We start from the raw sequence: 26,710 nt of genomic DNA, 5'->3' as shown, positions 1-26,710 counted from the left end.
TCTGTCCTCTTCAGCCCCTCCCGTTCAATTCCCGCCGTTGTCCAAGGTCCGGACCAGCCGAACCATGTCTCGGCACGCCTCCACAAACCTTTCCGCCTCCGACGACGCGCACCACACCATACGAAACCGTTCCGGATCCAGTCCCATGGTTTCCAACATTTCATGAATCACCAACCGACGAGCGTCCGCTTTGAGGTTTCCGTCCTTGTAGTGACATTCCCCCGGCCGACAGCCCATGACCAGAACCCCGGACGCTCCCAGCGAGAAAGCTTCCATAACCAAATGCGGATGAACCATGCCGGAACACATGACCCGCACGATATGCACACTTTCGGGATATTCCATGCGGCGAATCCCCGCTAGATCCGCGGCGCTGTAAGCACACCAATGGCACGCAAAAACGACGACCCTCTCCTTGCCACGCTTGACGCTGCCCATTATGCCGCTCCGCCTTGTTCAGGCCTGAAAAGGGCCTGAAGCTGTCGCGACAGTTGCGGTCCACCAAATCCTCCCACACGAATGCCGGCTTTGGGACAGGTGGCCTGGCAGATGCCACAGCCTTTGCACAAGGCCGAGTTGATGACGGGTAGCCGCACCGTGCCCTTGGCTTCGCACTCCTTTGGGGATCCATTCCGCCAGTCAATGGCCTCAAAGGGGCAGACGTCCAGACACAAGGCGCACCCATCGCAGTTGTCGATCACCACGTGGGCTTTGACGGCGTCCAGGGATCTTCGGCGCCTGGCCAGAATCGCCGCGGCTCGCGCCGTCACGGCTTGCGCTTGCACGATAACCTCATCCAAGGGCTTTGGCGCGTGCGCCAGGCCGGCCATGAAAATCCCTTCCGACAAGAATTCCACAGGCCGCAGTTTGGCGTGACTTTCCTGAAAAAACCCGTCGGCGTTGAGAGGCAGTTTGTAAATGGCGGCCAATTCGGCCACTGCTGGCTGAGGCACAATGGCCGTGGCTAAAATAATCACGTCGGCCCGTAGACTCAAAGGCTTCTGGAGGACATCATCCATGACGCGCACGTACAGTTCGTTGGGGCCGAGGCGCACCGCCGGTTTGTGTTCCAGGTCATACTGGACAAAGACAACCCCCTTTTCTCGAGCCTGTCGATAAACGGATTCTCGCAGTCCGTAGGTGCGCACGTCGCGATATAAAATGTAAATGTCCCTCGTGGGATCTTCGTCTTTGAGTTCCACCGCCGCCTGAATGGCATGGGTACAACACACGCAGGAGCAATAGGGCCGATGGGGTTCTCGAGACCCCACACATTGAATGAACACAAAGCTCTTGGCTCCCGTAATGCGCTCATCCCCCACGGCCCGCAATTTGTCGAATTCCAAAGACGTCAGCACCCTTTGGGATTCGGCATACCCGTATTCGTTGGGCTTATAGGCCATGCCACCCACCGCGAGAACCGTCACACCATGGTCTACGATAAAAGTCGCACCGCCTTTTTGAACGCTCGATCGAAAATGCCCCACGTACCCTTCCACGGCGACCACTTCGCTCTTCAGGTACACACTGATATAGGGATGGGACTTGACCTTGGCGGAGAGATTTTCCACAAACTTCGCAATGTCTTCGCCTTTCCACGTGCGGTAAAGATGGCGTGCGTTGCCTCCCAGCTGGGAACTCTTTTCCACCAAATGGACAGGAAAACCTTGGTCCGCCAGTCCCAGCGCCGTGGTCATGCCCGCCACGCCGCCGCCGACCACTAAAACCGTTGGATTCACGTTCACCGTGACCGCAGGCAGCGGCTCCTGCAAACTGACCTTGGCTACCGCCATGCGCACCAGGTCCACGGCCTTGGTGGTGGCCGCTTGAGGGTCACGCCCGTGCACCCATGCGGCTTGGTTTCGAATGTTGGCCATTTCAAAGAGATATTCGTTCAACCCGGCATTCTTGAGAGTCTCTCGAAAAAGGTTTTCATGGGTCACCGGTGAACAGGCCGCCACAACGACCCGGTTGAGCTGATAGTCGTGAATGCCTCGCCGAATCCGCTCCTGACTATCCTGGGCACAGGCAAAGAGCTTGCGTTCCACGTGGACCACGTAAGGCAGTCGGGAAGCCACCTCGGCCACAGCTGCCACATCCACCACTCCGGCAATGTTGGACCCACAATGGCAAATGAAAACCCCCACTCGAGGCGCCTCATCAGCCACCGAACGCGCCTCGGGAAATTCCTTCACCCTTGAGAGGCTGTTCCTTACATCCGCCAAGGGAACGGCGGCCGCCGCAGCCGCCGCCGACCCTTCCAAAACCGCTTGCGCAATATCTTTGGGACCCGCCATGGTGCCGCACACATAAATGCCGGCTCGGGATGTTTTCACAGGTTCGAAGGACGATGTTTCCGCAAATCCGTGCTCGTCCGTTTGCACACCGAGCCGATCACACAAGGCCCGCACATTTGTCGGCACCTCCATGCCCACGGAAAGGACCACCAGGTCAAACACCTGCCGGGCACGGCGGCCGTCCTCGGTGACCGTCTGAATCACTAGGCTGTGTCCGTCCTCGACCACATCCACTCGGGGCACGCGGTATCGTAGGAACCGCACGCCGCGATCTCGAACGGCATGAAAGTACCGTTCGAAATCCTTACCCACGGTTCGCATGTCCGTGTAGAAAACCGTCACCTTCAAGGATGGATCGCATTCCAAGCCCATGGACGCTTCCTTGACGGCCGTCATGCAACAGACCGCAGAACAGTACGCATGCCCATTTGCCGATTCGTTCCGACTGCCCACGCACTGCACAAAAGCCACCCTGCGAACAGGAGCTCCGTCCGAAGGGCGCACCACAGGCCGTCGATCGGCGGCCGCGGCGGAAAGCGTGCGCTCCCAGACTACGGAGTTCACCACGTCGGCATGGACGCCATGGATCCATGGGTTCCGTCCAGGGGGGCTCAAAAGGCCGAAATCCCACAGCCAAGATCACCGATCCCACGGAAACCGTCACCAACCGTTCTCGATCGTCAAAGCGAACGGCATCCAACGGACACACCTGCGCGCAGGCGCCGCATTTTCCTTGTGTGACGTGCAGACATCGGCGCGCATCGATCTGATAGGCCATGGGCACAGCTTGAGGGTAACTCAGGAAAATGGCGGCACGCGAGCATGAGGGCCACATCGAGGATCCTCGATGCGGACCGGGCATACGCGCGCACATTCGCCGCAGGCCACGCAACGACTGGCATCCACATATCGAGGCCGACGCCGCAAGGTGGCCTGAAACCGAGGCGCCTCGCCTTGCAGCCGCTCCAGCTCCGTGTGGGTCATCAATTCAATGTTGAAGTGCCGACCGCACTCCACCAACTTAGGGGCCAAAATTCACATGGCACATTCGTTGGTCGGAAAGGTCTTGTCCAAACGCGCCATGGTGCCGCCGATGGCTCCGGTCCTTTCCGCAAGGTAGACAAAGTAGCCAGCTTCAGCCAAATCCAAAGCCGCCTGAAGCCCGGAAATGCCGCCCCCGATGACCAAAACGGCGCCCACTTTTTGGCGAATCATCACCACACCTCACCTTTCGCGGCTCAGGGCATCACTAGAGCCTCCGCCACAAGTTCCCACAAGAGTTTGACATCGACGTTGAGATTGTATTCCTTACGCAGGTTTTTGAGGATTTGATCCCGGCACGTGTGGCAGGCGGTCACCACCAGGTCTGCCCCTGTTCGCTGAATCTGGCGGGCTTAGTGACGGCCGAAAAAGACCCGTTCCTCGTGAAAAGGCAAGGCGGAAAGCCCCCCCTCCAGCGCCGCAGCAATAAGCTTCCTCCCGGTTGGGAACCATCTCCACAAAATGGCCTCCACACCGGCGGACAATGTCCCGAGCCTGTTCATCGTAGGCTTGTCCAAAGGTTTTCAAGGCCTTTCGTGTAAAATGGCAGGGGTCGTGATACGTGACCACGCCGGCGTCGCGATCTGTGCGGACGTTCAGGCGTCCCGTATGGAGGTAGTCCGTAAGAAGATCAAACAGGGTCAGAACCTGAAATTGTTTGGCTTCTTCCGCATACCATCGATTCAAAGCCAGTCCAAAAGCATAATAGGCGTGACCGCACTCGGGCAAGAGCAAGGCTTTACAGCCCAGCCGGCGCACCGTCGCCACCACGCGGCCCACAGACACGCGGACCGCGTCCTCATCGCCCGTGTAATAGCCCCATTGCACGCCATCCCAGTACTCCGAAGAAAGAGTCTAGGATTCTCCAGCGGCATAAAAAATCTTCCACCAGTGCTTCATCTGCCACGGTTCCCCAAAGGGCTCCTTGGAATTGACCGTCACCAAGAGTCGAGCTCCCTGAACATCCAGAGGAAGCCGAAATCCGGGACACGTCGTCTGCGCCAATTCCCGAGCCACGGCATGACAACAGGCCGTGAAGTCCTCCCGAGGAATCCCCAAATTGTTTCCAGTTTCCAACAAAGTCACCACGCCCTTGGGCAACGCCCCGGGCACCTGATCCCGATCCCAGCTTTGGCGCAAGGCCATCATCAGTCGCGTGATGTTCACCCCCGCCGGGCACACCTGTTCGCATAGAGCGCACAAAGTACATTTCCAGGGCCACAAGGATTCGCACAATTCCCGCTCCATGCCCAGAACCGCCATGCGCACCACTTTACGAGGATCCCAGCCGTCTACGCCCGCCAAGGGGCACGCGCCCGCACAACTGCCGCAGTTCACGCACACATCGACCCCTTGGGGCAGCTAGCGAAAGGTGCGGGATCGCCAACCCAGAACCACCGCCCCTTCTTCATCTTCCCTGGGATCAACGGACGGCACCGAAGGCGAAGGCACCTGCCGTACTTGAAGGGCCGAGGAATCCAAGCCGTACGCATGGCACAGCTTGATAAACTCCTGTTCGTCCACCAAATAGCGCTTGCCCGAAACACGACGCGCCGGCAGCCGACCACTGCGTATCCGGTTGCGAATGGTGTTGCGGTGCACCCCCAACTGCTCCGCAAGGCGCCCGATCTGCACCACAATCACCGCGTTTCTCCCCTCAATGTGGCCGAAAATTTTTTATAAAACCGTCGGATCTTCCAAACCCAAGACTCTCAAGAGCTCCTCGATGGCTCGTGGAAGCGCCGCAGCCACGGGCTGTGAAAGCCCAACCGCCACGTGGTCCGGAATCGTCATCGCCTGCACGGCCAAGACGGCCACTTGCACCCCACCTTCTTCGGCCAATTCCCGCAACAGATCGGCCGATGGGAATTGATGCATGAGAAAATCCGCCCTTTTCGGCGTCGGCAGCTCCTCGATGGAAAGCCAAAAGAGCTCCCCGGACGCACGCCCGCTCATCTGCACCGCATCCACGATGAAAAGGGCTCTAGGCTTTTGGGGACTCAACACCACGTCAAAGAGAAGATCACTGGCCCCGGTTCCTGCATCCAGGACACAGGCGCCGGCCGGACACAAGGGGTGGACCGCCAGGGCTGCGCCACGGCAGGCCCAAAACCATCGTCGCCAAAAAGGGTGTTGCCACACCCCAAGACCACCGACGTCGCCGAAAACAAACGGCTTCGTTCATTCATGAAACAAAGTCGTTCCGAAAGTTGTGCATGTTGTGCATCGCACACTTTCCTAGCGCCGGACCCATGGACTGTCAATGGTGAAAGGGAGATCCAGCGGAGATTCAGGGACATTCCCGGTCATTGAGGGGTTGCCCCTCAAGGATGTTTGATCGCATTTTCCGACTTATTTTGCAGAAGCGCTCCAGAATGGGACAGGCGCTGAGACCCGACGCCGCTCCGCCAAAAAGCACGTGGAAACAATTGGCTTCAGCGTCACGAAACGCCGAGATCTCGGAGCAATTCTATGAGGTCTTTGAGGCGATAGGGTTTCAGCAACTGAGCCGTGTTTTCCGATGGTTCGGAGCTTTCCCGCAACGAACCAGTTCTGTCACCGCTCGCCATGATGACAGGTATATGTGAATAGTGTCGCCGAACCTCGGCTAAACAGGCCTGCCCTCCCATGCCGGGCATGTTCTCGTCAAGAATCACAGCATCCACAGCGCCGGGGTTTTTTTTAAGAATAGCCAGGGCTTCTTCACCTGAAGAGGCAGCAAGCACACGAAAACCTTCCTCGGCGAGAGCCTCCAGGATGTACTCTCGAATGTCTCTCTCGTCGTCCACGACGAGAATCGTCCTGGGCATGTCTCCTTTCGGCTGTGGGTCTTCAAATCCTTGCCCTTGGGCAGAATCTTTTTTCATGACCCGAACGGCCTCCTTGAAAGCATGGGCCGGAAGAGTGATGGCGAAGGTGGTGCCTTTCCCCAACTCGCTGTGACACCTTATCGTCCCTCCATGTCGCCGCACGATGCCGTAGACCGTGGAAAGTCCCAGCCCGGTCCCCTTGCCGGGTTCCTTCGTGGTGAAGAAAGGATCAAAGATGCGTTCCCGAATGGATTCCGGAATTCCCTGGCCCGTATCGGAAACGGTTAAAATAACGTCTTGAACACCATCCTGGGCTTCCCTTCTTCCGGTGGATACGCGAATGCACCCTTCCTCACCCTCGCCAATGGCATCCCGAGCGTTCACCACCAAGTTGATGAGGATTTGCTCCATTTGCAGTCGGTCTGCATGAACCGCGGGAAGATTTTCTTGCAGGTTCTTCTCCAGGCGAATTCTTCGAGGAATATTGCGCCGAAGAAAATCGAGGGTATCCTCAACGAGGCGGTTGATGTCCACCACCTCGAACCTCGTCTCATCCTGCCGGGCAAAGGTGAGCATGCGACGAACCAGTTCGGCGCTGCGATCCACCGCTTCCCGAATATGGGTAATCCAACGGCTCTTGCGATCGTCCGCCTCCATGTGCCGGGCCAAAAGGTCCAAGTACCCGGTCATGGGCTGCAGCAGATTGTTGAATTCGTGCGCGATGCCACTGGCAAGAGTCCCCAAGGATTCCATCTTTTGCGCGTGCGATATGACCCTTTCCAGTTCCTGAGCCCTTTTTTCCGCCTGGATTTTTTCTGTGATATCCCGGGCCATCACTCGAAAGCCCAAAGTTGTCCGGTCTTGAGCACGGATGGGTTTCGCCGAAATTTCCACCGTCCTAGAGGCCCCTTGCGTATCATGAAAGGCAAACACTTGAAGCCGGCCGGTGCTTCGATCTTCGGCCACGTCCCGCAAAAAGGCTCTCAGGGCTTCGGCCGTTTTCGAATCCACCACTTCGTCCAGGGAAAAAGGATGGGCTGGCGGCGGATCCAGACGCAGCAGGCGCACAAAGGCACTGTTGTGAAACATCACAACGCCTTCCGTATCCAGCTCGAAGTAAGCTTCGTCGATACTCTCCAAAATCTCTCGGTAGCGCTTCTCACTGCGAGCCAAGGATTCCTGGATCTTTACCAAAGCCTTTTGCCGCAGCAGCAGCGCTTCTTCCCGCTCTTGAACCGCTAGGCTCATCTCTCGAAAGCGTTGCGCAAAAAGTCTTACTTCGGCAAAGGTCCCATGAAAATCCGGCCATGAATCCTCAGCGTCGCTTCGGCCTTCGGCCATATGGGTGACAACCCGGGTGAGCTGCTCCACGGGAACGATCACGACTTTATGCAGCCGCCGAATGAGGCGCCAGTGGATGACACCCATAAAGCCAAAAAAAAGACAGAACCCTATCGAAGCCGCTACGACTACTGGGTAAAGCGCCGGGAAAAGCGGGTAAGCCACAAGCACCACCCATCCCCAGGGATCGATACGCCAACTGGTTCCATAAACAATGGTCCCAGACAGTCGCCCCAAAAGCTTTGTCCCTTCAGGATGGGCGAGAGCTCGCGCCACCAGGGATTCATGGCCCACATTTTCTTGTTCCTGCACCATGTGGGCGTCGGGATGTACGATCAGGTTGCCGTAACGGTCCATGATCCAGATAACGCGATGGGGCACCTTTTGAAGATAGACCTCGACCATTCGTTGCACGCGCCCCAAATCCAGTTCCCCGACAACAGTTCCCAATCGCGTGGATATGCTGGTGGCCACGGTCACTGATTTCAAATCGGACCGATAATACGGCACCGAATAATTGGGCCATTCTCTCGTGGTGGGGAAGTACAATGCTGACGGGAGCGAAACGTCCTCAGTTATTCCTTCGGCCATATCCTGAGGGTAAACCGTATAGGTATAAGCATCCGGCCCAATAAAAAACGCTCGGTGGTACGGCATCGGGAGTTTCACACTGCGCGATCGCGTCGCCCTTATGTCCCCTCCCGATAAGGTGCTGGCCAGCAACAAAAGGCTTTCATCCGCTGCAGTGAGAAAGCTTGATATGTAATTGTCGACGCTCCAACTGATCACATCGTGTTCTTTTTCCAGTTGCACGATACGCCAGGCGGCCAGCCCGCACGTGGTCATCACCGCACAGGCCAATAGGGGAAAGAAAAGCCTTCGGAGTAAAAAACGTCGAACGACTTCAAAAAGCCGAGGATCCTTCATGGCGCTTCACCGGCCAGTGAATTGCACGAATCGGTTCCCGCGCACGCCCACCAGGTAGCTTTCCGCGTGCACATCGCCGTAAGGGTCCATAACAAGCCGCCCAAAGAGGCTGTCAAATTCCCTCGGCTGCCCCAAGGCCTCAACGAGCCGCTCCGGTCGGCCTGCCACGCTCTCCAGCGCCTGCACAAGAAAACGCACGGTATCGTAAGCTCGCACGGCGGCAAAATTCGGTACTGTACCAAAACGCTTTTTGTAAAAGCGCACGAATTCCGCCGCCCCGGGAGCTTCTTCCACCGGCGGGTCATTTGTGGCCAGAACGAGGTACTGGGCCGCGCTCCCTGCCTCAGTGATCAAACGATCGGTCTGGGCCCATCCCACACCGAAAAGCGTAGAGGTAACTCTCAAACGAACCATGGAAACGACCAGGCGGGCTGTTTCTTGCCCTGATGCTACAAGAAGCAATGCCTCGGGTTCTCTGTCCAAAACCCATTCGGCAAGGGAGACATCCGCGCCGTTGTCGAGGCGAGAAAAACCTGTGGTGAACACAATCTTTCCTCCATAAGATTCCATGGCCTGTGCAAAGGCGCCAACCCACGGTTCTGTGTAAACCGGATTCTTGGTGTCGTAAAGAATGCCAGCCTTGAGCAGGCCACGGCTGATAAGATGTTTGGCCAGATGCATGGTCGGAGCTGTGTCATCGGGTCTGAGGCGGAAAAAAAGATCTTTTTTTCCCGACAAGAGAGGGCTGGAGGCCGTAGGTGAGACAAGCGGTACACCCCATCGGTTCAATTCCGGAAGCGCCTCGAGGCATTGAGTGCTCAGCATGTGGCCGATGATCACAGAAACCCCCTGACGGACCAAAAGTTCGCGGGCCTTTTTCGCCCCTTCCACCGTCCCCTCGTCGTTTTGAACGAAAAGTTCCAAGGCACGCCCGCCCACACCACCTCGCCGGTTGATTTCTTCCACGGCCAGCCGAGCTCCGTTGCGCGCGTGAATGCCGAGGTCCGCATAAGGCCCGGTAAGGACACCGGCCAAGCCCAACCGAATCGGCTCCCTTTGGCAACCCCAAGCCACAAGACCCAAAAGGAGGACCCACAGCCAAAGGCTTTTATGCGCGGCACTTTTCATGGGCACTTCGTCTCTTCTTCGAAACTAAACCCTAACCCAACGCGCTGCTTGCATCATCGGCGCAAACCAGCACTCGGCACCATCGTCTGCATCCCTTTTTTCGTAACCAATTTCATCGGAAAAATCGACGCACCGCGGTTTGTGCTTTGGGGATCGGCCAGGACGGCTCTTTTGGAAGCGTGTGAGACCTTAATTGACCGTCACAGCCAAGGAACCCGACGAGCCTAGTCTTGAAGGCGCCCTTTCCAACGTGTCGTCAAGGCCGACGGTGAATCAGTCGTAAGCTCCTCATGGGCATCGCGGCTTGCGCCGCTCCGACAAAATGAAACAAAAACGGCCCCGAAAAGCCATCCTCAAACAGGTCCTAAGACACTGTTTGAGAACGCAACTTTGACGTTTGGCAGCCGAGCAACTCCAATGGGTTACAAGGCTCCTTCGGACCAAATTTCGCAAATTTTTGAACGCTTAAGTGCGCAATCCACTCATGCAAAGATTGACTTGACCTATTTCCCTCGAAGGAACCGGCTTCTTGCCGCTCCGCACGCCGTCCCTTTGAAAGAGCCGGCCAGAAAACCCCTTTTATGGATTTAAGAGCCCTCACCCAGCATCTCGAACATGTTCGCAGAAAACGCGCACCCACACGTGTCAAAAGTCGCCGAAGTCTTCGTCAAAGGGAATGAGTTCTTCCGGTTTTGAAGGTTTTTGCGCTTTAGCCGCAGCCACACGGGCCTTTCCGTTGCCCGCCATATTGGCCCTTTTCTGTCCCAAGGCCTTTGCCTTGGCATCCAAGGAAGGTCGAGTCACTGAGGAGTCTTTTTTCCCTCGTCCTATTTTGAATCCTCTTTCCTTGTCGCTCCCTCCCACCAGTGCCGCCAGCTGTGTGACGTATTGGCGCATCTGCTCCGCTTGAGCGTTCAATTCTTCGGCCGCCGACGCCGATTCTTCGGCGTTGGCCGCATTCCTTTGCACCACCTTGTCCATATCCGCCACAGCTCGGTTCACCTGGTCGATACCTTCCGCCTGTTCGCCGGAGGCGGCAGCGATTTCTCCCACCAATTCCCCGATGCGGCTGGAACCCTGAGCTACCTTGCCAAAGGCGTCGTTGGCTTCCCCAAGGACGCGATTTCCTTGGTGCACCTTGTTGACCGTGTCTTCAATAAGCTGGGCCGTGTTGCGGGCGGCTTCGGCGGCCCGCATGGCGAGGTTCCGCACTTCGTCGGCCACCACGGCAAACCCGGCCCCGGCCTCCCCGGCCCGCGCCGCTTCCACGGCGGCGTTCAAGGCCAGAAGATTGGTTTGAAAAGCAATTTCATCAATGGTTTTAATTATTTTTTGCGTTTCTTCGCTGGCCGAAGCGATTTGCTTCATGGATTGGGTCAACGCCTCCATGGATCGCTGGGCTTCCTGAATGTCGCGCAAAGCCGCTTTCACAATGGCGTCCGCCTGCTTGGCATTATCGGCGTTTTGGCGGGTCATGGAGGCCATCTCTTCCAGGGCCGACGACGTTTCCTCAAGGGATGCCGCCTGTTCGCTGGATCCTTCCGCCAACTGTTGACTGGCCGAAGAGACCTGGGATGCTGCGGCGGCCACCTGTTCGGCGCCTTCCCTAAGTCCCGTCACCGACTCCATAATGGGGGCAGTCACTTTTCGTGAATACACGTAGAACACGCCAAGGGTTATCAGGAGCGCCACCGCGCCGATGCTAAGCAGGCCTGTGACCTGGCGGCGCACCGGCTCAAGAAATTCCGAGGCCGGCTGCGTCGCCCCGACCATCCACCCGTTGATCCCTACCGGCGCGTAGCCGGAAATCTTCTTATCGCCCTTGAAAACATAATCCACCACGCCCGACGTTCCGGACGCCATGGCCCTGGCCAGATTTTCCAGCCCCGGGGTCTTGTTCAGGTCGAGCTTCAATATCAGGTCCTTGTTAGGATGGGAAATGACCACACCCTGCCGGTCCACCATGTAGGCGTATCCGGTCTTGCCCACCTTGGTTTTGCTCAGAGTCTCGATCAAAATATCGATTCGAGCCGTCAGGCCCAAGATTCCTTGAAAAGAACCGTTTTCTCCTTTCAAAGGCACCGCCACGACCACGACGGGCTGATTGGAAACCTTGGAAATCACCGGTTCCCCGATCACCACTTCACCGGCATTTTTCGCCTTTTGAAAATACGGCCGTTCCGAAATCTTAACTCCTTTGTAGACATCGGTTTTGCCGTCGGGAGTTATGCCCGCATAGACGGTTCCAGCGGCATCGGAGACAAAAACCCCCTCATAGTTGTCGCCGATGTTGGTGAGGAGCCTTTGGAGTTCCCGATTCAGGGCACCGATTTCCGTCTGGGCGGCTTCGGTGCCTTGTGCGGCCACCTTTTCCGTGGCCGCCTTCAAGGTGTCGATGGAGGCCAAGGCCCGCGCCGACCACTTCTCCTTACTCAGCGCCGTGCGAACCATGTCCGCCAGCCCCTGGGCTTGCGAGGTGGCGGCTTGTTCCGCATTGCCCTTCAGGGCTGAAGCCACTTTCCATGTGGAAAAGGATCCCGTGGCCGTTAGGCTCAAGAAAACCAACACTCCGCCGATGACCAGTAGTTTTCCACTCAGTGTCCACGTTCGCATGGATGTTTCTCCTCCCATGGGATCATGAATGTCGGTTTTAAGCCGCCTTTTCCAAAACGCTCATCTCCTGGGTCGTGAGTACCCTGTCAATGTCCAAAAGGATCTTGACGGATTCTCCCGCCTTAGCCATGCCGAGAATATATTCGGTGGAAAGACGTGTTCCAAAAGTCGGCGTGTCTTCGATGTCTTCTTCCTTGATGTTGACCACTTCTGAGACCGAATCCACCACAAGGCCCATCATGACGCGCCCGGCGGCCAACCCTGAAGCTTCCACCACGATGATGCACGTGCGCTCGTTGTAGGCCATGGATTCCATGCCGAATTTGAGTCGTAAATCAATCACTGGAATCACCTTTCCTCGAAGGTTGATCACCCCTTTGACAAAAACCGGCGTTTGGGGCACAGGCGTAATAGGCATCATGCCGATGATTTCTTTCACTTTCAAAATCCCGATGGCGTACTCTTCGCCTCCCAGGGAAAAGGTCAGGTACTTGCCTTCGCGCTTTTCGTTTTCTTCCTGAATCTTCGCTGCCATAACGTCCATCATCATCCTCCCTCTCTTGTTCTGCGCATTTTTGCCCCGAATGAGGACGCCCTGTCCTTCGACCTAATGAAAACACGGAGATCGCCCTCGATTCACCGCACCCTTCTTTCCATGGAGGGAAGCCTCGGAGCATGATTTCTTCCGGGCCAGCCTCGACGTCTTTGTCGACGGAACCCCATGTGGCTCTCCACACCACTTCCACACGATCTTGTCGGGAACGCCTGTCACAGAACGTATCGGCATGCGGTGACGAAGACTTGAGTTGAAGTTTTGAAAAAATTTTTTCTTGCCGACGCCGCGGCGTCTGTGTTAGGAATCGTGTGCTTTCCAAGGGAAAACCTTGTGTGGTGGGTGTAGCTCAATAGGTCAGAGCACTGGGTTGTGGCCCCAGAGGCTGTCGGTTCGAGTCCGATCACTCACCCCATGAAAGATATCAGGCCGCCAGTGCTGAGGCGGCTTTTTTTGTCGCGCCGCCCGTGGCACCCCCAAAGCGGCAAAAAGGTCATGGCTCGTCTGAAACCGCTGTGTGACGCTCACAAAAAGCGGGGGTATCCATGGCCCACGGATCTGCGATCATGAGCCGACGGATTTTGGTGATCCTGGCTTCCTCTTTGGCCGTTGTGGCTTTCGGCATCGTCGGCTACATGCAGCTCTGCGACTACACTTTTGTGGAAGCCCTCTACATGACCGTCATCACCCTCACCACTGTCGGTTACACCGAGGTGCGCCCCTTGGACACCGCCGGCCGACTCTTTACCGTCGTGCTCATTGGAGGCGGCGTCAGTCTTGTGGCATACCACATCGCCTACTTCGGGCAGCTGCTTGTGGAAGGTAATATTTTAGAAGTGTATCGGAGGCGGCGTGTGAAGAAACTACTTCAGGGCATCAAGAATCATTATATCATCTGCGGCTACGGACAGATGGGCAAATACATCGTAGACCAGCTGCTCCGATACAGTATTCCCATGGTGGTCATTGAGATGGACGAAGGCGCTGTGGGAAACCTGCAGGAACTGGGAGTCCCCCACTTGGTGGCGGACGCCAAGGAGGAGGAAAACCTCATGGCCGCCGGCATCCTTCAGGCCAAGGGGCTCGTGGCCGTGGTGCACAGCGATACGGACAATGTGTTCATCGTTTTGACCGCTCGCGACCTCAACCGTAACCTGTTCATTTGTGCCCGCGCCGGTTCATCCGGCATAGAAAAAAGGCTTCTCAAAGCAGGAGCCGACCGTGTGGTGTCCCCGTACGCCACGGGGGCCATGCGTATCGCCCAGAACATTCTGCGCCCCACTGTCACTGACTTCTTGGAATTGGCTCTTTCCAGCGAAGGGATCGAACTGTCCATGGAAGAGCTGATCATTCCTGAAGGGGCGGACATGGACGGCAAGGATCTCATGCATTCCGGAATTCGAAGCGATTTCAACTTGATCATTGTGGCCATCAAAAGACCGGAGGGCACCATGATCTATAACCCCTCACCCCGTGAAATCCTCCAATCCGGAGATACCCTTATTGCCATCGGCCCGCGCAACAACTTGGACCGCTTTGCGGAAAAGCTCTACGGCACCCGATCCCCATCCATTGCCTTTCATCGTGCCTGGCGGCACAACACAGAGAGCAAAACGCCGTCACGATCCGGCTAATAAACATGGAAACTTGCAGGGTGACGGCTTAGCCTTTTGGAGCGCGCCAAAGAAGGCTCCTTCGCAGGCCTTTTCCCTCTATTTCTTTGAAAGCCCAGCAAAGCGCGATGAGCTGTTTCGGCTGGCGTCGCTCCCACAAAATGCCTTCATAGAAGCGTGTTCGAGATGGCTTTTTGGGGCTGCTTCGGTCTGTGCTGTAGGAGCGCCGCAAGGCGCGATCTTTACATCAACCCGGAGACCCACGGAACGCGGGCCAGCCCGGGGTCGCGGCTTACGCCGCTCCTCCAGAAGCGAGCCGAAAGGGCACGGCAAAACTACGGTCGATACGCTCCTTCACAGAGGCTTGTGCGACAATGCCTTCCCTTGCCCTTTGTGCGGGCCCGCATGTCTCAACGCAGGAACCACCTTCTTTTCAGTTCGCCCATTCCAGGACGCGTAGCAGCACCTCCCTAAGGGTTCGCTCACCCGATTCGCTTAAAAGGAACCGCGTCTTCCTGGTCCGTTTTATTCGAGTGGACCGGCCTCTGCCGTTGCGGACCTTCGTGGGTAGCCGGAAGGGCATCCTCCGAAACCGGAGCTTGGAATTCCGTGATACGAACACACGGGCCCTCATACAGCACCCCCGAACGACCCCTTCGACGAACTCCGCCCACCGAAGCCCGGACTTTCCTAGACCCTGAACCGCAAAGACTTCATGAGGAAATGTTTTTCTTCTTGCGTTTGACAACCTCAAAGCCATCCCATATATGGGATGCGGCAGGTAAGAAGCTCACACCATGGATCCGCCGCCGCGGTCTATTCATCGTTGAGCCGCCCGTGGCCAGTCCAAGCTCAGGAGGTGCCTATGGAACAAACTGTCATCGTCAGTGCCGTTCGAACGCCCGTCGGTTCCTTTGGGAAATCGCTCGCCAACATCCCCGCTGTGCAGCTCGGTGTCATTGCCCTGAAGGAAGCCCTGGCCCGCGTGGGGCTCGCTCCTGAGCAGGTGGACGAAGTCATTTTAGGCAACGTCCTTCAGGCGGCTCAGGGGCAAAATCCCGCGCGCCAAGTGGCTGTGCATGCCGGCATCCCCTATGCGGTGCCTGCATACACCATCAACAAAGTGTGCGCATCCGGGTTGAAGTCCGTGATCCTGGCGGCTCAGGCCGTGGCCTTGGGAGACGCCGAAGTCGTCGTTGCCGGCGGCATCGAAAACATGAGCGCATCCCCGTACGCTCTCACGCAGGCCCGGTGGGGCCAGCGCATGGGGCACGGACAGATTCTGGATCTCATGATTCACGACGGTCTATGGGATATTTTTAATGGGTATCACATGGGCATTACAGCGGAAAACGTGGCCGTCAAATACGGCATCAGCCGCGAAGAACAGGACCGCTTTGCTTTGGCCAGCCAGACAAAGGCGGAAGCCGCCATCAAGGCGGGTCGTTTCAAAGAGGAAATCGTCCCTGTAGAGATTCCTCAGCGCAAAGGCCCCCCCGTGGTGTTTGATACCGACGAACATCCGCGGTTCGGCACTACCCTTGAAGCCCTCTCGAAACTTGCTCCGGCTTTTCGAAAGGACGGGACGGTGACGGCCGGAAACGCTTCCGGCATCAACGACGGTGCCGCCATTCTCATTGTGATGTCCGAAAAAAAAGCCGCCTCTATGGGACTCTCGCCACTGGGTCGCATTCGATCCTACGCCTCAGCCGGCGTCGATCCGGCTCTTATGGGAACCGGCCCCATTCCCGCCAGTCGCAAGGCCTTGCAGAAAGCTGGATGGTCCGCCGAAGACTTGGAGTTGGTGGAAGTCAATGAAGCCTTTGCAGCCCAAGCGCTGGCCGTCAACAAGGCGATGGGATGGAATGCGAACATCGTGAATGTCAACGGGGGAGCCATCGCTCTGGGCCATCCCATTGGCGCCTCGGGCGCGCGCATTCTGACAACACTCCTTTACGAAATGAAAAGGCGTCAGGTGCACAAGGGCCTGGCCACCTTGTGTATCGGGGGCGGCCAAGGCTGTGCCGTGACGATCGAACGCTAATTTCTCCAGAGGAGAGGTCCCGCCATGGCATTTCAGAACATTCTTTTCGACGTGCATGATCAGGTCGCCCTTGTGACCCTCAATCGCCCCAAGTCCCTCAACGCCCTGAATCCCGAAACCCTTGATGAACTCAAGCGTGCCGTCGACCAGGTGCGCGAAGACGATGGGTTACGTGTTCTGGTGCTGACGGGAGCCGGAGAGAAGGCTTTTGTGGCCGGAGCGGACATCAGCGAATTTCCCAAAATGAATCCGTTGCAAGCCCGACTCTTCGCCCAAAAAGGCCAGGACGTCTTTTTCGCCTTGGAGGAGCTGCCAAAACCCGTGATCGCCTGCGTCAATGGGTTCGCTCTAGGAGGCGGACTGGAACTGGCTATGAGCTGTGATTTCATCTACGCGTCCGAAAAGGCCAAATTCGGTCAGCCGGAAATCAATCTTGGCATTATTCCCGGTTTTGGGGGCACCCAACGCCTGGCGAGGCTTGTGGGACGGGCCAAGGCCAAAGAACTCTGCATGACGGGGGAAATGATCGACGCGGCCACCGCTTTACAATGGGGATTGGTGGCGAAGGTTTTCCCTGCCGAAAACCTTTTGGAAGAGACGCTTAAAACCGCGAGGACCCTGGCCTCCAAGAGCGCTTTAGCTCTGCGGGCCATCAAGTATGTTATCGACCGGGGTGTGGATGCGGACCTCAAGGCCGGATGCACCCTTGAAGTCGAGGCCTTTGGCCTGTGCTTCGCCAGCGAAGACGCCAAGGAAGGGGCTTCCGCCTTTTTGGAAAAGAGAAAACCCAACTTCAAGGGCTCTTTCATCGCCTAGAGCGGACCGGGAGGAACACGACCATGCATTTCGAGCTCACCGAAGAACAAAAGATGATCCAAGACATGGCGCGTAAGTTTGCCGAAAGGGAAATTGCGCCGGTGGCCGCAGAATTGGACCGCACGCATCGCCACCCCGAAGAAATCGTCAAGAAGATGGGGGAACTCGGCCTCATGGGCATCAACATTCCGCCCGAATACGGGGGCGCTGGCATGGACTACATTTGTTACGTGTTGGCCATGATCGAAATCTCCAAAGCATGCGCCTCGTGCGGCGTCATCATGAGTGTGTGCAACAGTCTGTATAATTTCCCCGTTTACACTTACGGGACGGAAGAGCAGAAACAGCAGTTCCTGACTCCTGTGGCCAGCGGCCAATACTTAGGCTGCTACGGGCTCACAGAAGCCGGCGCGGGTTCCGATCCCGCCCGCATGCGCACCACGGCGGTCTTGGACGGCAACGAATGGGTCATCAACGGCGAAAAGAAGTTCATCACCAACGGAAACGTGGCCAGGTACTGCGTGCTGGCCGCGGTCACCGACAAGGAAAAAGGCTACAAGGGTATCAGCTCGTTTTTGGTGGACCTGCACAATACACCGGGGTTTCGTGTGGGGCGCGTGGAAGAGAAGCTAGGCATCAACGCTTCAGGGACGGCCGAATTGATTTTTGAAGACGCCCGCATTCCCAAAGAAAACCTTTTGGGAAAGGAAGGCGAAGGTTTCAAGCAGATGCTCACCACCTTGGACGGCGGCCGCATCGGCATCGCCGCACAGGCCATCGGCATCGGCCGGGCTGTGTTGGAAGAAGCCATCGCCTACAGCAAGACTCGGGAACAATTCGGCAGGCCCATCGCCTCCTTTCAGGCTATTCAGTGGAAACTGGCCGACATGGCCACCCAGTTGGATGCGGCGGAATTGCTGACACTTCGAGCGGCGTGGTTGGAACAAAACAAGCGCGGTTATGAAAAAGAAGCGGCCATGGCCAAGATGTACGCCTCCGACACGGCCATGTGGGCCGCCATCGAAGGCGTTCAGATTCTCGGCGGGTACGGCTACTGCAAAGAATATCCTATGGAACGCCACATGCGCGATGCCAAGATCACGCAGATCTATGAAGGCACCAACGAAATCATGCGCCTTGTCATCTCCCGAAACATACTCGGAAAAATCTAAAGCAACGTCTTCTTAAGGAAGGCATTCCCTTGGGCCGATTTCAGACCGCGGGCGAGCAGCCCGCGGTCTTTCAAGGCGCTGCGATGTCGCTGCCCTTAACCATAGGCCATAAAAAACCCCGGCTCGAATCCGGGGTTTTTTTATGGCAAACTGCAGGCTCATCGACCAGGGCCCTTTGCGTGGCCCCCTCACAGTCACGATGCCGACGGCAACGCCATGGGGCCTTTACATGCCCTGAAGGCGCCGCATCCGGCGTTGAATCCTTTTGATGGCTTTTTTCCGCTTAATACGGCGGCGCTCACCTTTGGAGAGATAATAGTTGTGTCGCCGCAGGACGGGCTGCACATTCTTTTGAAAATCCTTGCGCAGCTTGCGGATCTTTTTTTCAAAACTCTCCCTGGCCTCCGGTTCGGTCATTCAGATTTCACCTGCCTTTCAGCAACAAAAAAACCCTCGCGGGGTCTTCGTTGGAATCCTCCTCCGCGGCGTCCGGCACGCTGCGGAGGGGTATCACCTCGTGAGCCTGCCGTCATGCTGTGGAGCGGTTCTGTTTAGCACAGCATCTTTCCAAAGGCAACGGCTTTTTAAGAACTTAGCGCATCATAGCGGTAAAACTGCATGGTGAAAGTCGCCCGGCCTTGGCTAGCCGATCGCAGCGTCGTGGAATATCCAAACATTTTAGAGAGAGCCACAGTGGCTTCCACCACCTGAATACCCTTTTTGGCTGTAATGCCTTCGATGCGGGCCCTGCGCAGGTTCAAGTCCCCAATGACGTCACCAAGAAATTCGTCGGGGGTCAGCACCTCCACACGCATGTACGGCTCCAGCAACAAGGGCTCCCCTTTCGTAAAGGCATCTCGAAAGGCCATACCTGCCGCCACACGGTAGGCCAATTCCGTGGACATGCCTTCCCGGTGTTCGCCGCCAATGACAGCCACCTCCACATCCAGCACGGGATACCCCATAAGTTCTCCGCTGGTCAGGGCATCCTGGATACCCGCTTCCACGGCGGGCCACCACGATTCGGGAATGGAGCCATCCCTAACACGATGGACCACACGGTTCCCCTTGCCCCGCTCTCTGGGTTCCACACGCAATTCCACCGCCGCAAAATGTTTGGTTCCTCCGATGTCCCGCTCAAAAACGCCGCGGCCCAAAGCCGGTTGCTGAATGGTTTCGCGATAGACCACCTGAGGTTTTCCGGCATTGACCCCGACGGCGTAATCCCGTTCCAAGCGGCTGATCAGAATTTCCAGGTGCAGCTCTCCCATGCCGCGAATGACCAACTGCCCCGTGTCCGGGTCTTCCTTATAACGAAACGTGGGGTCTTCATCAGCCAGCTTGGCCAAAGCATCGGGAAGCTTTTCCTGATCCGTCCGTGTTTTGGGTTCTACGGCCACGGCCATAACCGGCTCATAGACCTCAATGGGCTCAAGCAAAATCGGGTGTTTTTCATCGCAGAGGGTATCGCCGGTAGCGGCCGATTTGAGGCCCATTAGGGCAACTATGCTGCCCGCACCAGCCTCTTCAAGGCGCTCCCTTTTGTTGGCATGCATGCGAAAGATGCGCGACAATTTTTCCCGCGTTTTTTGCCGCGCGTTATAGATCGTATCTCCGGCGCGCAATTGACCCGAATAAACGCGCACATAAGTGAGTTTGCGCCCTTGATCCATAAAGATCTTGAAAGCCAAGGCCGCCAGAGGTTCGCTATCGTCGGCCAATCGTTGGACCGTCTCCTGATTGACGGGATCCACACCTTGCACCGGCGGAATGTCCAAAGGGCATGGAAGAAATTGGACCACGGCATCCAAGAGCGGCTGAATGCCCTTATTGCGCAAAGCGGCCCCGCATAACACCGGTACGGCGTTTAGATTCAAGGTCAGGCGCCTTAGAACGCGTTCAATCTCTTCTGCAGCGATCTCCTGTCCCTCCAGGTATTTTTCCATCAGGCCATCGTCCCACTCGGCCACCTTGGCCACCAACGCGTCCCGAGCTTCCGATGCGGCGGCCAAGAGTTGTCCCTCCAGAGGCACATAGGTGTATTCCGCACCGAGGGTTTCATCCTTCCAGACGATCTGGCGCATGTGAAGAAGGTCCACCACGCCGCGAAAATCCGACTCCCGGCCCACAGGAATCTGCACAGGAATGGGCGTGACATGGAGCTTTTCCTTCATTTGTTCCAGGACCTGATGAAAATCGGCACCGATGCGGTCCATCTTGTTCACAAAGGCGATCTTGGGCACCTTATACTTGTCCGCTTGCCTCCAGACCGTTTCCGACTGGGGTTCCACGCCACCCACGGCGCAAAACACGGCAATGGCACCGTCTAGAACACGCAGGGACCGTTCCACCTCGATGGTGAAGTCCACATGCCCGGGGGTATCGATCAGCTGAATCTGGTATCCCTTCCATTCACAGGTGGTCACGGCGGACGTGATGGTGATGCCGCGTTCCTGTTCCTGTTCCATCCAATCCATGACAGCCGTGCCTTCATGGACCTCGCCGATCTTGTGGGATCGCCCCGTGTAGTAGAGAATGCGCTCGCTCACCGTCGTTTTTCCGGCGTCGATATGGGCGATGATGCCGATGTTGCGAATCCTTCTGAGACGCTGCGAAACCGTCTTCATGCCATCACCTCGTTGCGGACGCCACGCAACCCCCGAATGGCCCCCCTTGCTCTCGGTGCGCCCGTGATTATTCATATACCGTATGTGCATTTTGTCCGGCAAAGGAGGTCGTATATGCCTAGAGCCAAGAGTTTATCCCAACCCACAGATGCCGCCGCCTCGAAACCCTTGCAGGCCGTGCCGCATCCCGTCGCCTGCCGTGAAGGACGCGGTGTGCGCTTCTTCGATTGCCCTCATTATGACGACTGTCTGGACAAGGCCGCCAAAGCCCACTGGACGGGCTTCACCTGTGCCCATTGCCCCTTTTACCTGCATCCCGCCAACACGGCATAAAAAAACAGCCCGTCGCCTCGGGCGCCGGGCTGTCCCCTGTGAATCCCATGGCCCTACCCCTCTGATGCAACGGCAGGCTCTTGTGCAGTACCCTGGGGGCAAGACGTCTCCGGTTGCCTCGCCTTCCCGGACACACAGGGCGGATCTCACGCCGCGGACATTGAACCCCGCCGCATATGGCTCCTGGAGAACCCAAGGGAACCATGCCTCACCAGCCATTCGAGCCCGCTGCTCGGGAGCCTCTCTGCCTTTAGCTTCATTGTGCAGCATCACCCCACGCGCCTGATGCCACTCCGGTACTCTTGCACCGCTCGTCCAAATGGGCCATCCATCAGCCTTTCAGAAGCCCTTCGACCATCCCGATTTTTGGCCGATGGAGACTTGCAACTGATTGAAATTGGAAGGGCGCTGATTTTGACAATTGAGCTCTCGGACAGGCTCCTAGCGCTATACGGCGCTCTGTTCTTTGGCGTGCGTTTTCTTTGCCTTTGCCTTGATTTCGGCTCCCGTGAGTTCGATGAGACACATGGGGGCGCCATCGCCTTTACGAAATCCCATCTTGACGATGCGCGTATAGCCCCCTTGACGCACCTGGTATCGAGGTCCCAGTTCCGCAAAAAGCTTATGCACCACCCCTTTGGTGCGAATGACAGCCAGAGCCTGCCGCCTCGCGTGCAAGTCACCGCGCTTGCCCAGAGTAATCATGGCATCCGCCCATCGGCGAATTTCCTTGGCCTTCGGAATGGTCGTCACGATTCGTTCGTGCTCCAGCAGTGACGTCACCATATTGCGAAATATGGCCGCTCGGTGGCTGGAAGTGCGGTTCAGCTTGCGACCCGATTTCCTGTGCCGCATGGCTATTCCTCTTCCTTTCTTCTCTGTTCGATCTCTTCCCGGCTCGGAAAGTTCTCTAGTTTCATCCCCAGCGTCAAGCCCATCTCTTGAAGAATCTCTTTAATCTCGTTGAGTGACTTGCGCCCGAAGTTCTTCGTTCGAAGCATTTCCGCCTCGGTCTTTTGCACCAGCTCGCCAATGTAGCGAATATCCGCGTTCTTCAGACAATTGGCACTGCGCACGGACAGCTCCAACTCGTCCACGCTGCGAAACAGGTTCTCGTTAAAGGTCGGTTCTTGGGCCTCCTCTTCCGCAAAGGCCGGCGCCTCATCGTCTTCAAACTTGACGAAGACACTGAGCTGGTCTTTGAGAATCTTGGCCGCCAAAGCCAGGGCATCTTCGGGCGTGACACTGCCGTCAGTCCAGATTTCCATGGTCAGCTTGTCGTAGTCGGTCCGTTGCCCCACGCGGGCTTGGCTGACATTGTAGCTCACCTTGCGCACTGGAGTGAAGATGGCATCAATGGGAATGGTCCCGATGATTCCCACCTTTTCCGGATCCCACTCCGCCGGCACATACCCCTTGCCTTCTTCCACCACAAGTTCCATGCGCACCTTGCCGTCTCGTGCCAAGGTGCAGATGTGCTTGTTCGGGTTCAGTATGGTCACCGAGGAATCCGTGCGAATGTCGCCGGCCGTCACAGGACCTTCCCCCGACTTTTCGAGCACCAATTGCTTGGGGCCGTCCCCGTTCAGACGTAGACGCACTTCCTTGAGATTGAGAATGATGTCCGTCACGTCCTCCACAACCCCAGGGGCCGAGGAAAATTCATGAAGCACACCTTCGATCTTTACGGACGTGATGGCCGCACCTCTCAAGGACGACAGCAAAACTCGTCGCAGCGCATTTCCAAGAGTCGTCCCGAACCCTCGCTCCAACGGTTCACAAGTGAATTTGGCGTAGCGCCTCGGGTCTTCCCCAGGCTCCACCGCGAGGGGTTTCGGTCGAATCAATTCGCGCCAGTTTTTCTCCATACCCGCCCTCATCATACCTTCGGCCGACCCATGAGCGTCATCGGCACAACGCACGGCCTCAGAAAACGGACAGAGGATTCCGCCCCATCGGCAGACCCTCTGCCCTCCATTGAAAATGACGTTTCTGATTACTTCGAGTAAAATTCCACCACCAGGTGCTCTTGCACGGGCAGCGGCATCTCTTCCCGAGCCGGAAGGCTCCTGAAGGTGCCTCGATACGCTTGCTTTTCCAACTCCAGCCATGGAACCAAACCACGCCGAGGCAGAGCATCCAGAGCCTCGTTGATCACCTCCAACTGACGGCTCTTTTCCCGCACGCTGATTACGTCGCCAGGCCGCAATAGGTAGGATGGAATGTTGACCTTGCGCCCGTTAACGAGGAAATGATTGTGCCGCACCAGTTGCCGGGCCTGGGAGCGGGAGTTGGCAAACCCCAGCCGAAAAACTGTGTTATCTAAACGGCGCTCCAGCAAGATCAGAAAATTCGTTCCGGTCACACCTTTTTGGCGATCCGCTTCCTTGAAGTAGGCCTTGAACTGCTTTTCTTGCAGGCCGTACATCCTTTTGATCTTTTGTTTCTCCCGAAGCTGCACCCCGTAGTCGGACAGTTTGGCGCGCCGCTGCCCGTGCTGACCTGGCGCGTAATTGCGGCGCTCAAAGGCGCACTTATCCGAATAGCAGCGATCTCCCTTGAGGTACAATTTCATGCTTTCCCGCCGACACAGCCGGCACTGCGGACCTGTATATCTCGCCAAGACTGATTCCTCCTTATATCCCCAGAGGCCCTTAGGCCTCCTTCTTCATCTCGCTGATCACACGCGGCGCCGTTTGGGCGGCCGACATCCGTTGTGAGGAATGGGTGTCACGTCACGAATGACCGTCACGTTTAATCCTGCTGCCTGCAGCGCCCGCAGCGCCGCCTCGCGGCCAGACCCCGGCCCCTTCACGTACACCTCCACGTTTTGCAACCCGTGCTCCATGGCCGCCTTGGCCGCCGCCTGGGCCGCCGTCTGGGCGGCAAAAGGCGTGCTCTTTCGCGAACCTTTAAAACCCTGGTTGCCACCACTGGCCCACGAAAGGGTGTTGCCGCTCATATCCGTGATGGTCACGATAGTGTTGTTAAAGGTCGAACGGATGTGGGCAATGCCGTTCTGAATGTTTTTGCGCTCTTTTTTCTTTCGCGGACCACCTCTGCCCCGTGCCATTGTGCCTCCACTTTCCTACTTTTTGCGTTTGCCGATAACCGCTCGACGTGGACCTTTGCGCGTCCGAGCATTGGTATGAGTGCGCTGCCCCCTGACGGGCAGCCCGCGGCGGTGCCTCAGCCCTCGATAGCATCCCAGATCCATGAGACGCTTGATGTTCATGGACACTTCGGCACGCAGATCCCCCTCCACCTTGTACTGGGTGTCGATGATGCGACGGATGGCTGTGATCTGTTCCTCCGTCAAATCATCCGACTTCGTTCCGGGATCCACCTTCGCCTCTTCCAAGATCTTGGAAGCCGTCGACCGCCCAATGCCGTAAATATAAGTCAGGGCGATTTCCATGCGCTTGTTTTTGGGTAGGTCAATGCCTGCAATCCGTGCCAATGCCTTTTCCTCCAATTAACCTTGACGCTGTTTGTGCTTCGGATTCTCGCAGATGACGCGCACCTGGCCATGCCGACGAATGATTTTGCATTTGCGGCAGATGACTTTCACTGACGCCCGCACCTTCATGATTCACTCCCTCTCCCCCACGCACTCCAACCCGTCAGCTCTTGGCTCTGTAAATGATGCGCCCTCGGGTCAGGTCGTATGGGGATAGCTCCACTGTCACCTTGTCGCCCGGCAGAATGCGAATGAAATGCATGCGCATCTTGCCTGAGATGTGTGCAAGGACTCGATGGCCGTTTTCCAGCTCGACGCGAAACATGGCGTTGGGCAGAGGCTCGATCACCGTGCCTTCCACCTCAATCGCTTCTTCCTTTACCATGCACCATTCCTCAGTTCAGGGTTTTGCCGTACCCATAGAAGCGAGAAATTATAGACGCCCGTAGTGGTTCTGTAAAGAGGATTTACCTTCCAAGGGAAAGTACGTCCGGTCCGTTTTCCGTCACAGCCACCGTGTGCTCAAAGTGGGCCGAAAGCTTTCCATCTGCCGTCACCGCCGTCCACCCATCTTCCAGGATGCGAATGTCCGGAACCCCTTGGTTGATCATGGGTTCGATGGCAAACACCATACCCGCTTTGAGCTTCACGCCGCGTCCCGGAGGGCCGAAGTTGGGAATCTGGGGGCTCTCGTGGAGCTTGCGCCCGATGCCGTGTCCCACAAATTCCCGCACCACCGAATACCCGAACTGTTCCACATGGGCCTGCACGGCGTGGGAGATGTCCGAAAGCCGATGGCCCACCACGGCCTGGGCGATGGCACGCTCCAGAGCTTCTTGTGTCACGCGGCACAACCGCTCCGCCTCATCCGATATCTTGCCCACTGGAAGCGTTAACGCCGCATCCCCGTAGAAGCCCTCCACCACCACACCAAAATCCACACTAACGATGTCGCCTTCCTGCAGAATGCGCTTCTTGCTCGGCATCCCGTGGACAACTTCATTATTGACGGACGTGCACAGCGCATAAGGGAAGCCGTGATAGCCCTTGAAGGCTGGCACGGCTCCCCGCTTCTCTGCCTCCTCCTCGCTCATGGCATTGAGATCCCACGTACTCACTCCAGGAGCCACCACTTCTCGAAGTCGCTCCAGGACCTCCGCCACGATCAGACAGGCTTTTCTTATTTTCTCAACGTCTTCTCGCGTCTTCAGAATAATCAAAACGACCTCTAACCCAACACCATCTTGATGCGCTCAAAAATCTCGTCGATGGAACCCAGCCCGTTGATCTTTCGCAGTTTGCCCTGTTTCTCGTAGTAATCGATGAGCGGCCTTGTTTGGTCGGCGTACACCTTCAGCCGGGATGTGACCGTAGCTTCGTTGTCGTCATCCCTCTGATAGAGCTGCCCGCCACACTTATCGCACACGCCCTCTTTCTTCGGCGGATCAAAGATCACGTGAAAGCCAGCGCCGCATTCCCGGCACGTGCGCCGCCCGGTCAGGCGCTGAACAAGCTCCTGGTCCGGCACGTCAATGCATACCACATGATCGATTTTTTGCCCCAGCTCTTTGAGCATACCGTCGAGAGTCTCGGCTTGGCTGACATTGCGGGGAAAGCCGTCCAGCATATAGCCCTTCTTGCAATCCTGCTGCTGGATACGTTCCTTGACGAGCCCCACGACCACGACGTCGGGCACCAAGGCACCTTGATCCATGTACTTTTTTGCTTCCAGGCCCAGCGGAGTTCCCGCCTTCAGCGCCGCCCGCAGCATATCTCCCGTCGAGATTTGCGGAATGCCGTAGCGTTCGATCATGCGTTTCGCCTGTGTTCCCTTTCCAGCACCCGGGGGTCCCAACAAAATGATGTTCATCGTCTCCCTCCCTGTCCTTCAGCCTCACCATCGTTGCCACGACTCACATCTGATGCCTAGACCCA

At 56.9% G+C, this 26,710-nt stretch carries 25 protein-coding genes, 1 tRNA gene and 1 pseudogene; 6 read left to right on the top strand and 21 right to left on the bottom strand.

Going from position 1 to position 26,710, the window contains the following annotated elements:
- Positions 1 to 24 precede the first annotated feature (24 nt).
- From ACUVSA_RS07325 to ACUVSA_RS07280, 10 genes and pseudogenes are all read right to left on the bottom strand, one after another.
- Positions 25 to 438: a hydrogenase iron-sulfur subunit gene (locus ACUVSA_RS07325; protein WP_445894317.1), complete on the bottom strand. Its 414-nt coding sequence runs from the start codon at positions 436 to 438 to the stop codon at positions 25 to 27.
- Positions 438 to 2,864 (bottom strand): FAD-dependent oxidoreductase, encoded by a 2,427-nt coding sequence (locus ACUVSA_RS07320; RefSeq protein WP_445894316.1) that lies wholly within the window; start codon positions 2,862 to 2,864, stop codon positions 438 to 440. The genes ACUVSA_RS07325 and ACUVSA_RS07320 overlap by 1 nt, the downstream gene beginning before the upstream one ends.
- Positions 2,865 to 3,095: 231 nt before the next feature.
- Positions 3,096 to 3,329 carry a 4Fe-4S binding protein gene (locus tag ACUVSA_RS07315; RefSeq protein ID WP_445894315.1) on the bottom strand — a complete coding sequence of 78 codons (234 nt, stop codon included), beginning with the start codon at positions 3,327 to 3,329 and terminating at the stop codon, positions 3,096 to 3,098.
- 3 nt (positions 3,330 to 3,332) lie between these two features.
- Positions 3,333 to 3,512 (bottom strand): FAD-dependent oxidoreductase, encoded by a 180-nt coding sequence (locus tag ACUVSA_RS07310; RefSeq protein WP_123289390.1) that lies wholly within the window; start codon positions 3,510 to 3,512, stop codon positions 3,333 to 3,335.
- Between the two features lie 23 nt (positions 3,513 to 3,535).
- Positions 3,536 to 4,982, bottom strand: a pseudogene (locus ACUVSA_RS07305) (heterodisulfide reductase-related iron-sulfur binding cluster).
- Positions 4,983 to 5,015: 33 nt separating this feature from the next.
- The gene (locus tag ACUVSA_RS07300) at positions 5,016 to 5,480 is read right to left on the bottom strand and encodes a hydrogenase maturation protease (RefSeq protein ID WP_445894314.1); all 465 of its coding nucleotides are present in this window, start codon (positions 5,478 to 5,480) and stop codon (positions 5,016 to 5,018) included.
- A gap of 299 nt (positions 5,481 to 5,779) precedes the next feature.
- Positions 5,780 to 8,416, bottom strand: a complete 2,637-nt coding sequence (locus tag ACUVSA_RS07295) for a hybrid sensor histidine kinase/response regulator (RefSeq protein ID WP_445894313.1) — start codon at positions 8,414 to 8,416, stop codon at positions 5,780 to 5,782.
- Between the two features lie 6 nt (positions 8,417 to 8,422).
- Positions 8,423 to 9,544: an ABC transporter substrate-binding protein gene (locus tag ACUVSA_RS07290; RefSeq protein WP_445894312.1), complete on the bottom strand. Its 1,122-nt coding sequence runs from the start codon at positions 9,542 to 9,544 to the stop codon at positions 8,423 to 8,425.
- Between the two features lie 645 nt (positions 9,545 to 10,189).
- Entirely contained in the window at positions 10,190 to 12,157 is a 1,968-nt protein-coding gene (locus tag ACUVSA_RS07285; protein ID WP_445894311.1) for a methyl-accepting chemotaxis protein, read from the bottom strand.
- Positions 12,158 to 12,194: 37 nt separating this feature from the next.
- Positions 12,195 to 12,707: a chemotaxis protein CheW gene (locus ACUVSA_RS07280; RefSeq protein WP_445894310.1), complete on the bottom strand. Its 513-nt coding sequence runs from the start codon at positions 12,705 to 12,707 to the stop codon at positions 12,195 to 12,197.
- Between the two features lie 341 nt (positions 12,708 to 13,048).
- Between ACUVSA_RS07280 and ACUVSA_RS07275 the strand changes: the two genes are divergently transcribed.
- From ACUVSA_RS07275 to ACUVSA_RS07255, 5 genes are all read left to right on the top strand, one after another.
- A tRNA-His gene (locus ACUVSA_RS07275) sits at positions 13,049 to 13,125 on the top strand.
- A 130-nt stretch (positions 13,126 to 13,255) separates the two neighbouring features.
- Positions 13,256 to 14,344, top strand: coding sequence for a potassium channel family protein (locus ACUVSA_RS07270; RefSeq protein ID WP_445894309.1), 1,089 nt, complete (start codon positions 13,256 to 13,258; stop codon positions 14,342 to 14,344).
- Between the two features lie 844 nt (positions 14,345 to 15,188).
- Positions 15,189 to 16,367 (top strand): acetyl-CoA C-acetyltransferase, encoded by a 1,179-nt coding sequence (locus ACUVSA_RS07265; protein WP_445894308.1) that lies wholly within the window; start codon positions 15,189 to 15,191, stop codon positions 16,365 to 16,367.
- Positions 16,368 to 16,391: 24 nt separating this feature from the next.
- Complete coding sequence (locus tag ACUVSA_RS07260; protein WP_445892736.1) at positions 16,392 to 17,183, top strand: enoyl-CoA hydratase/isomerase family protein; 792 nt, start codon at positions 16,392 to 16,394, stop codon at positions 17,181 to 17,183.
- A 23-nt stretch (positions 17,184 to 17,206) separates the two neighbouring features.
- On the top strand, positions 17,207 to 18,355 hold the full coding sequence (locus ACUVSA_RS07255; protein WP_445892737.1) for an acyl-CoA dehydrogenase: 1,149 nt from the start codon (positions 17,207 to 17,209) through the stop codon (positions 18,353 to 18,355).
- Positions 18,356 to 18,580: 225 nt separating this feature from the next.
- Here the strand turns inward: ACUVSA_RS07255 and ACUVSA_RS07250 are convergent, their stop codons facing one another.
- Positions 18,581 to 18,772, bottom strand: coding sequence for a 30S ribosomal protein S21 (locus ACUVSA_RS07250; RefSeq protein ID WP_445892738.1), 192 nt, complete (start codon positions 18,770 to 18,772; stop codon positions 18,581 to 18,583).
- A 167-nt stretch (positions 18,773 to 18,939) separates the two neighbouring features.
- A complete protein-coding gene (gene fusA, locus ACUVSA_RS07245) occupies positions 18,940 to 20,982 on the bottom strand; it encodes an elongation factor G (protein ID WP_445892739.1) in 2,043 nt (680 codons plus the stop codon).
- A gap of 114 nt (positions 20,983 to 21,096) precedes the next feature.
- Between fusA and ACUVSA_RS07240 the strand changes: the two genes are divergently transcribed.
- The gene (locus ACUVSA_RS07240) at positions 21,097 to 21,315 is read left to right on the top strand and encodes a hypothetical protein (RefSeq protein ID WP_445894307.1); all 219 of its coding nucleotides are present in this window, start codon (positions 21,097 to 21,099) and stop codon (positions 21,313 to 21,315) included.
- Positions 21,316 to 21,762: 447 nt separating this feature from the next.
- On the opposite strand, the gene rplQ is transcribed toward ACUVSA_RS07240, so the two are convergent.
- The 9 genes from rplQ to ACUVSA_RS07195 form a co-directional block, all read right to left on the bottom strand.
- A complete protein-coding gene (gene rplQ / locus ACUVSA_RS07235; RefSeq protein ID WP_445892741.1) occupies positions 21,763 to 22,170 on the bottom strand; it encodes a 50S ribosomal protein L17 in 408 nt (135 codons plus the stop codon).
- Positions 22,171 to 22,172: 2 nt separating this feature from the next.
- A complete protein-coding gene (locus ACUVSA_RS07230) occupies positions 22,173 to 23,183 on the bottom strand; it encodes a DNA-directed RNA polymerase subunit alpha (protein ID WP_445894306.1) in 1,011 nt (336 codons plus the stop codon).
- A gap of 128 nt (positions 23,184 to 23,311) precedes the next feature.
- Entirely contained in the window at positions 23,312 to 23,938 is a 627-nt protein-coding gene (gene rpsD / locus ACUVSA_RS07225) for a 30S ribosomal protein S4 (protein WP_445892743.1), read from the bottom strand.
- A gap of 57 nt (positions 23,939 to 23,995) precedes the next feature.
- A complete protein-coding gene (gene rpsK, locus ACUVSA_RS07220; protein ID WP_445892744.1) occupies positions 23,996 to 24,388 on the bottom strand; it encodes a 30S ribosomal protein S11 in 393 nt (130 codons plus the stop codon).
- A gap of 15 nt (positions 24,389 to 24,403) precedes the next feature.
- The gene (gene rpsM / locus ACUVSA_RS07215) at positions 24,404 to 24,775 is read right to left on the bottom strand and encodes a 30S ribosomal protein S13 (RefSeq protein WP_445894305.1); all 372 of its coding nucleotides are present in this window, start codon (positions 24,773 to 24,775) and stop codon (positions 24,404 to 24,406) included.
- Between the two features lie 15 nt (positions 24,776 to 24,790).
- Positions 24,791 to 24,904, bottom strand: a complete 114-nt coding sequence (gene rpmJ, locus ACUVSA_RS07210; RefSeq protein ID WP_123289415.1) for a 50S ribosomal protein L36 — start codon at positions 24,902 to 24,904, stop codon at positions 24,791 to 24,793.
- A 34-nt stretch (positions 24,905 to 24,938) separates the two neighbouring features.
- Positions 24,939 to 25,160 carry a translation initiation factor IF-1 gene (gene infA, locus ACUVSA_RS07205; RefSeq protein WP_445892746.1) on the bottom strand — a complete coding sequence of 74 codons (222 nt, stop codon included), beginning with the start codon at positions 25,158 to 25,160 and terminating at the stop codon, positions 24,939 to 24,941.
- A gap of 82 nt (positions 25,161 to 25,242) precedes the next feature.
- Positions 25,243 to 25,995, bottom strand: a complete 753-nt coding sequence (map, locus tag ACUVSA_RS07200; RefSeq protein ID WP_445894304.1) for a type I methionyl aminopeptidase — start codon at positions 25,993 to 25,995, stop codon at positions 25,243 to 25,245.
- An 8-nt stretch (positions 25,996 to 26,003) separates the two neighbouring features.
- Positions 26,004 to 26,645: an adenylate kinase gene (locus tag ACUVSA_RS07195; RefSeq protein WP_445894303.1), complete on the bottom strand. Its 642-nt coding sequence runs from the start codon at positions 26,643 to 26,645 to the stop codon at positions 26,004 to 26,006.
- Positions 26,646 to 26,710 lie beyond the last annotated feature (65 nt).

The organism is Desulfosoma sp., assembly GCF_052743555.1.
This window is presented reverse-complemented; position numbering and strand designations above follow the sequence as displayed.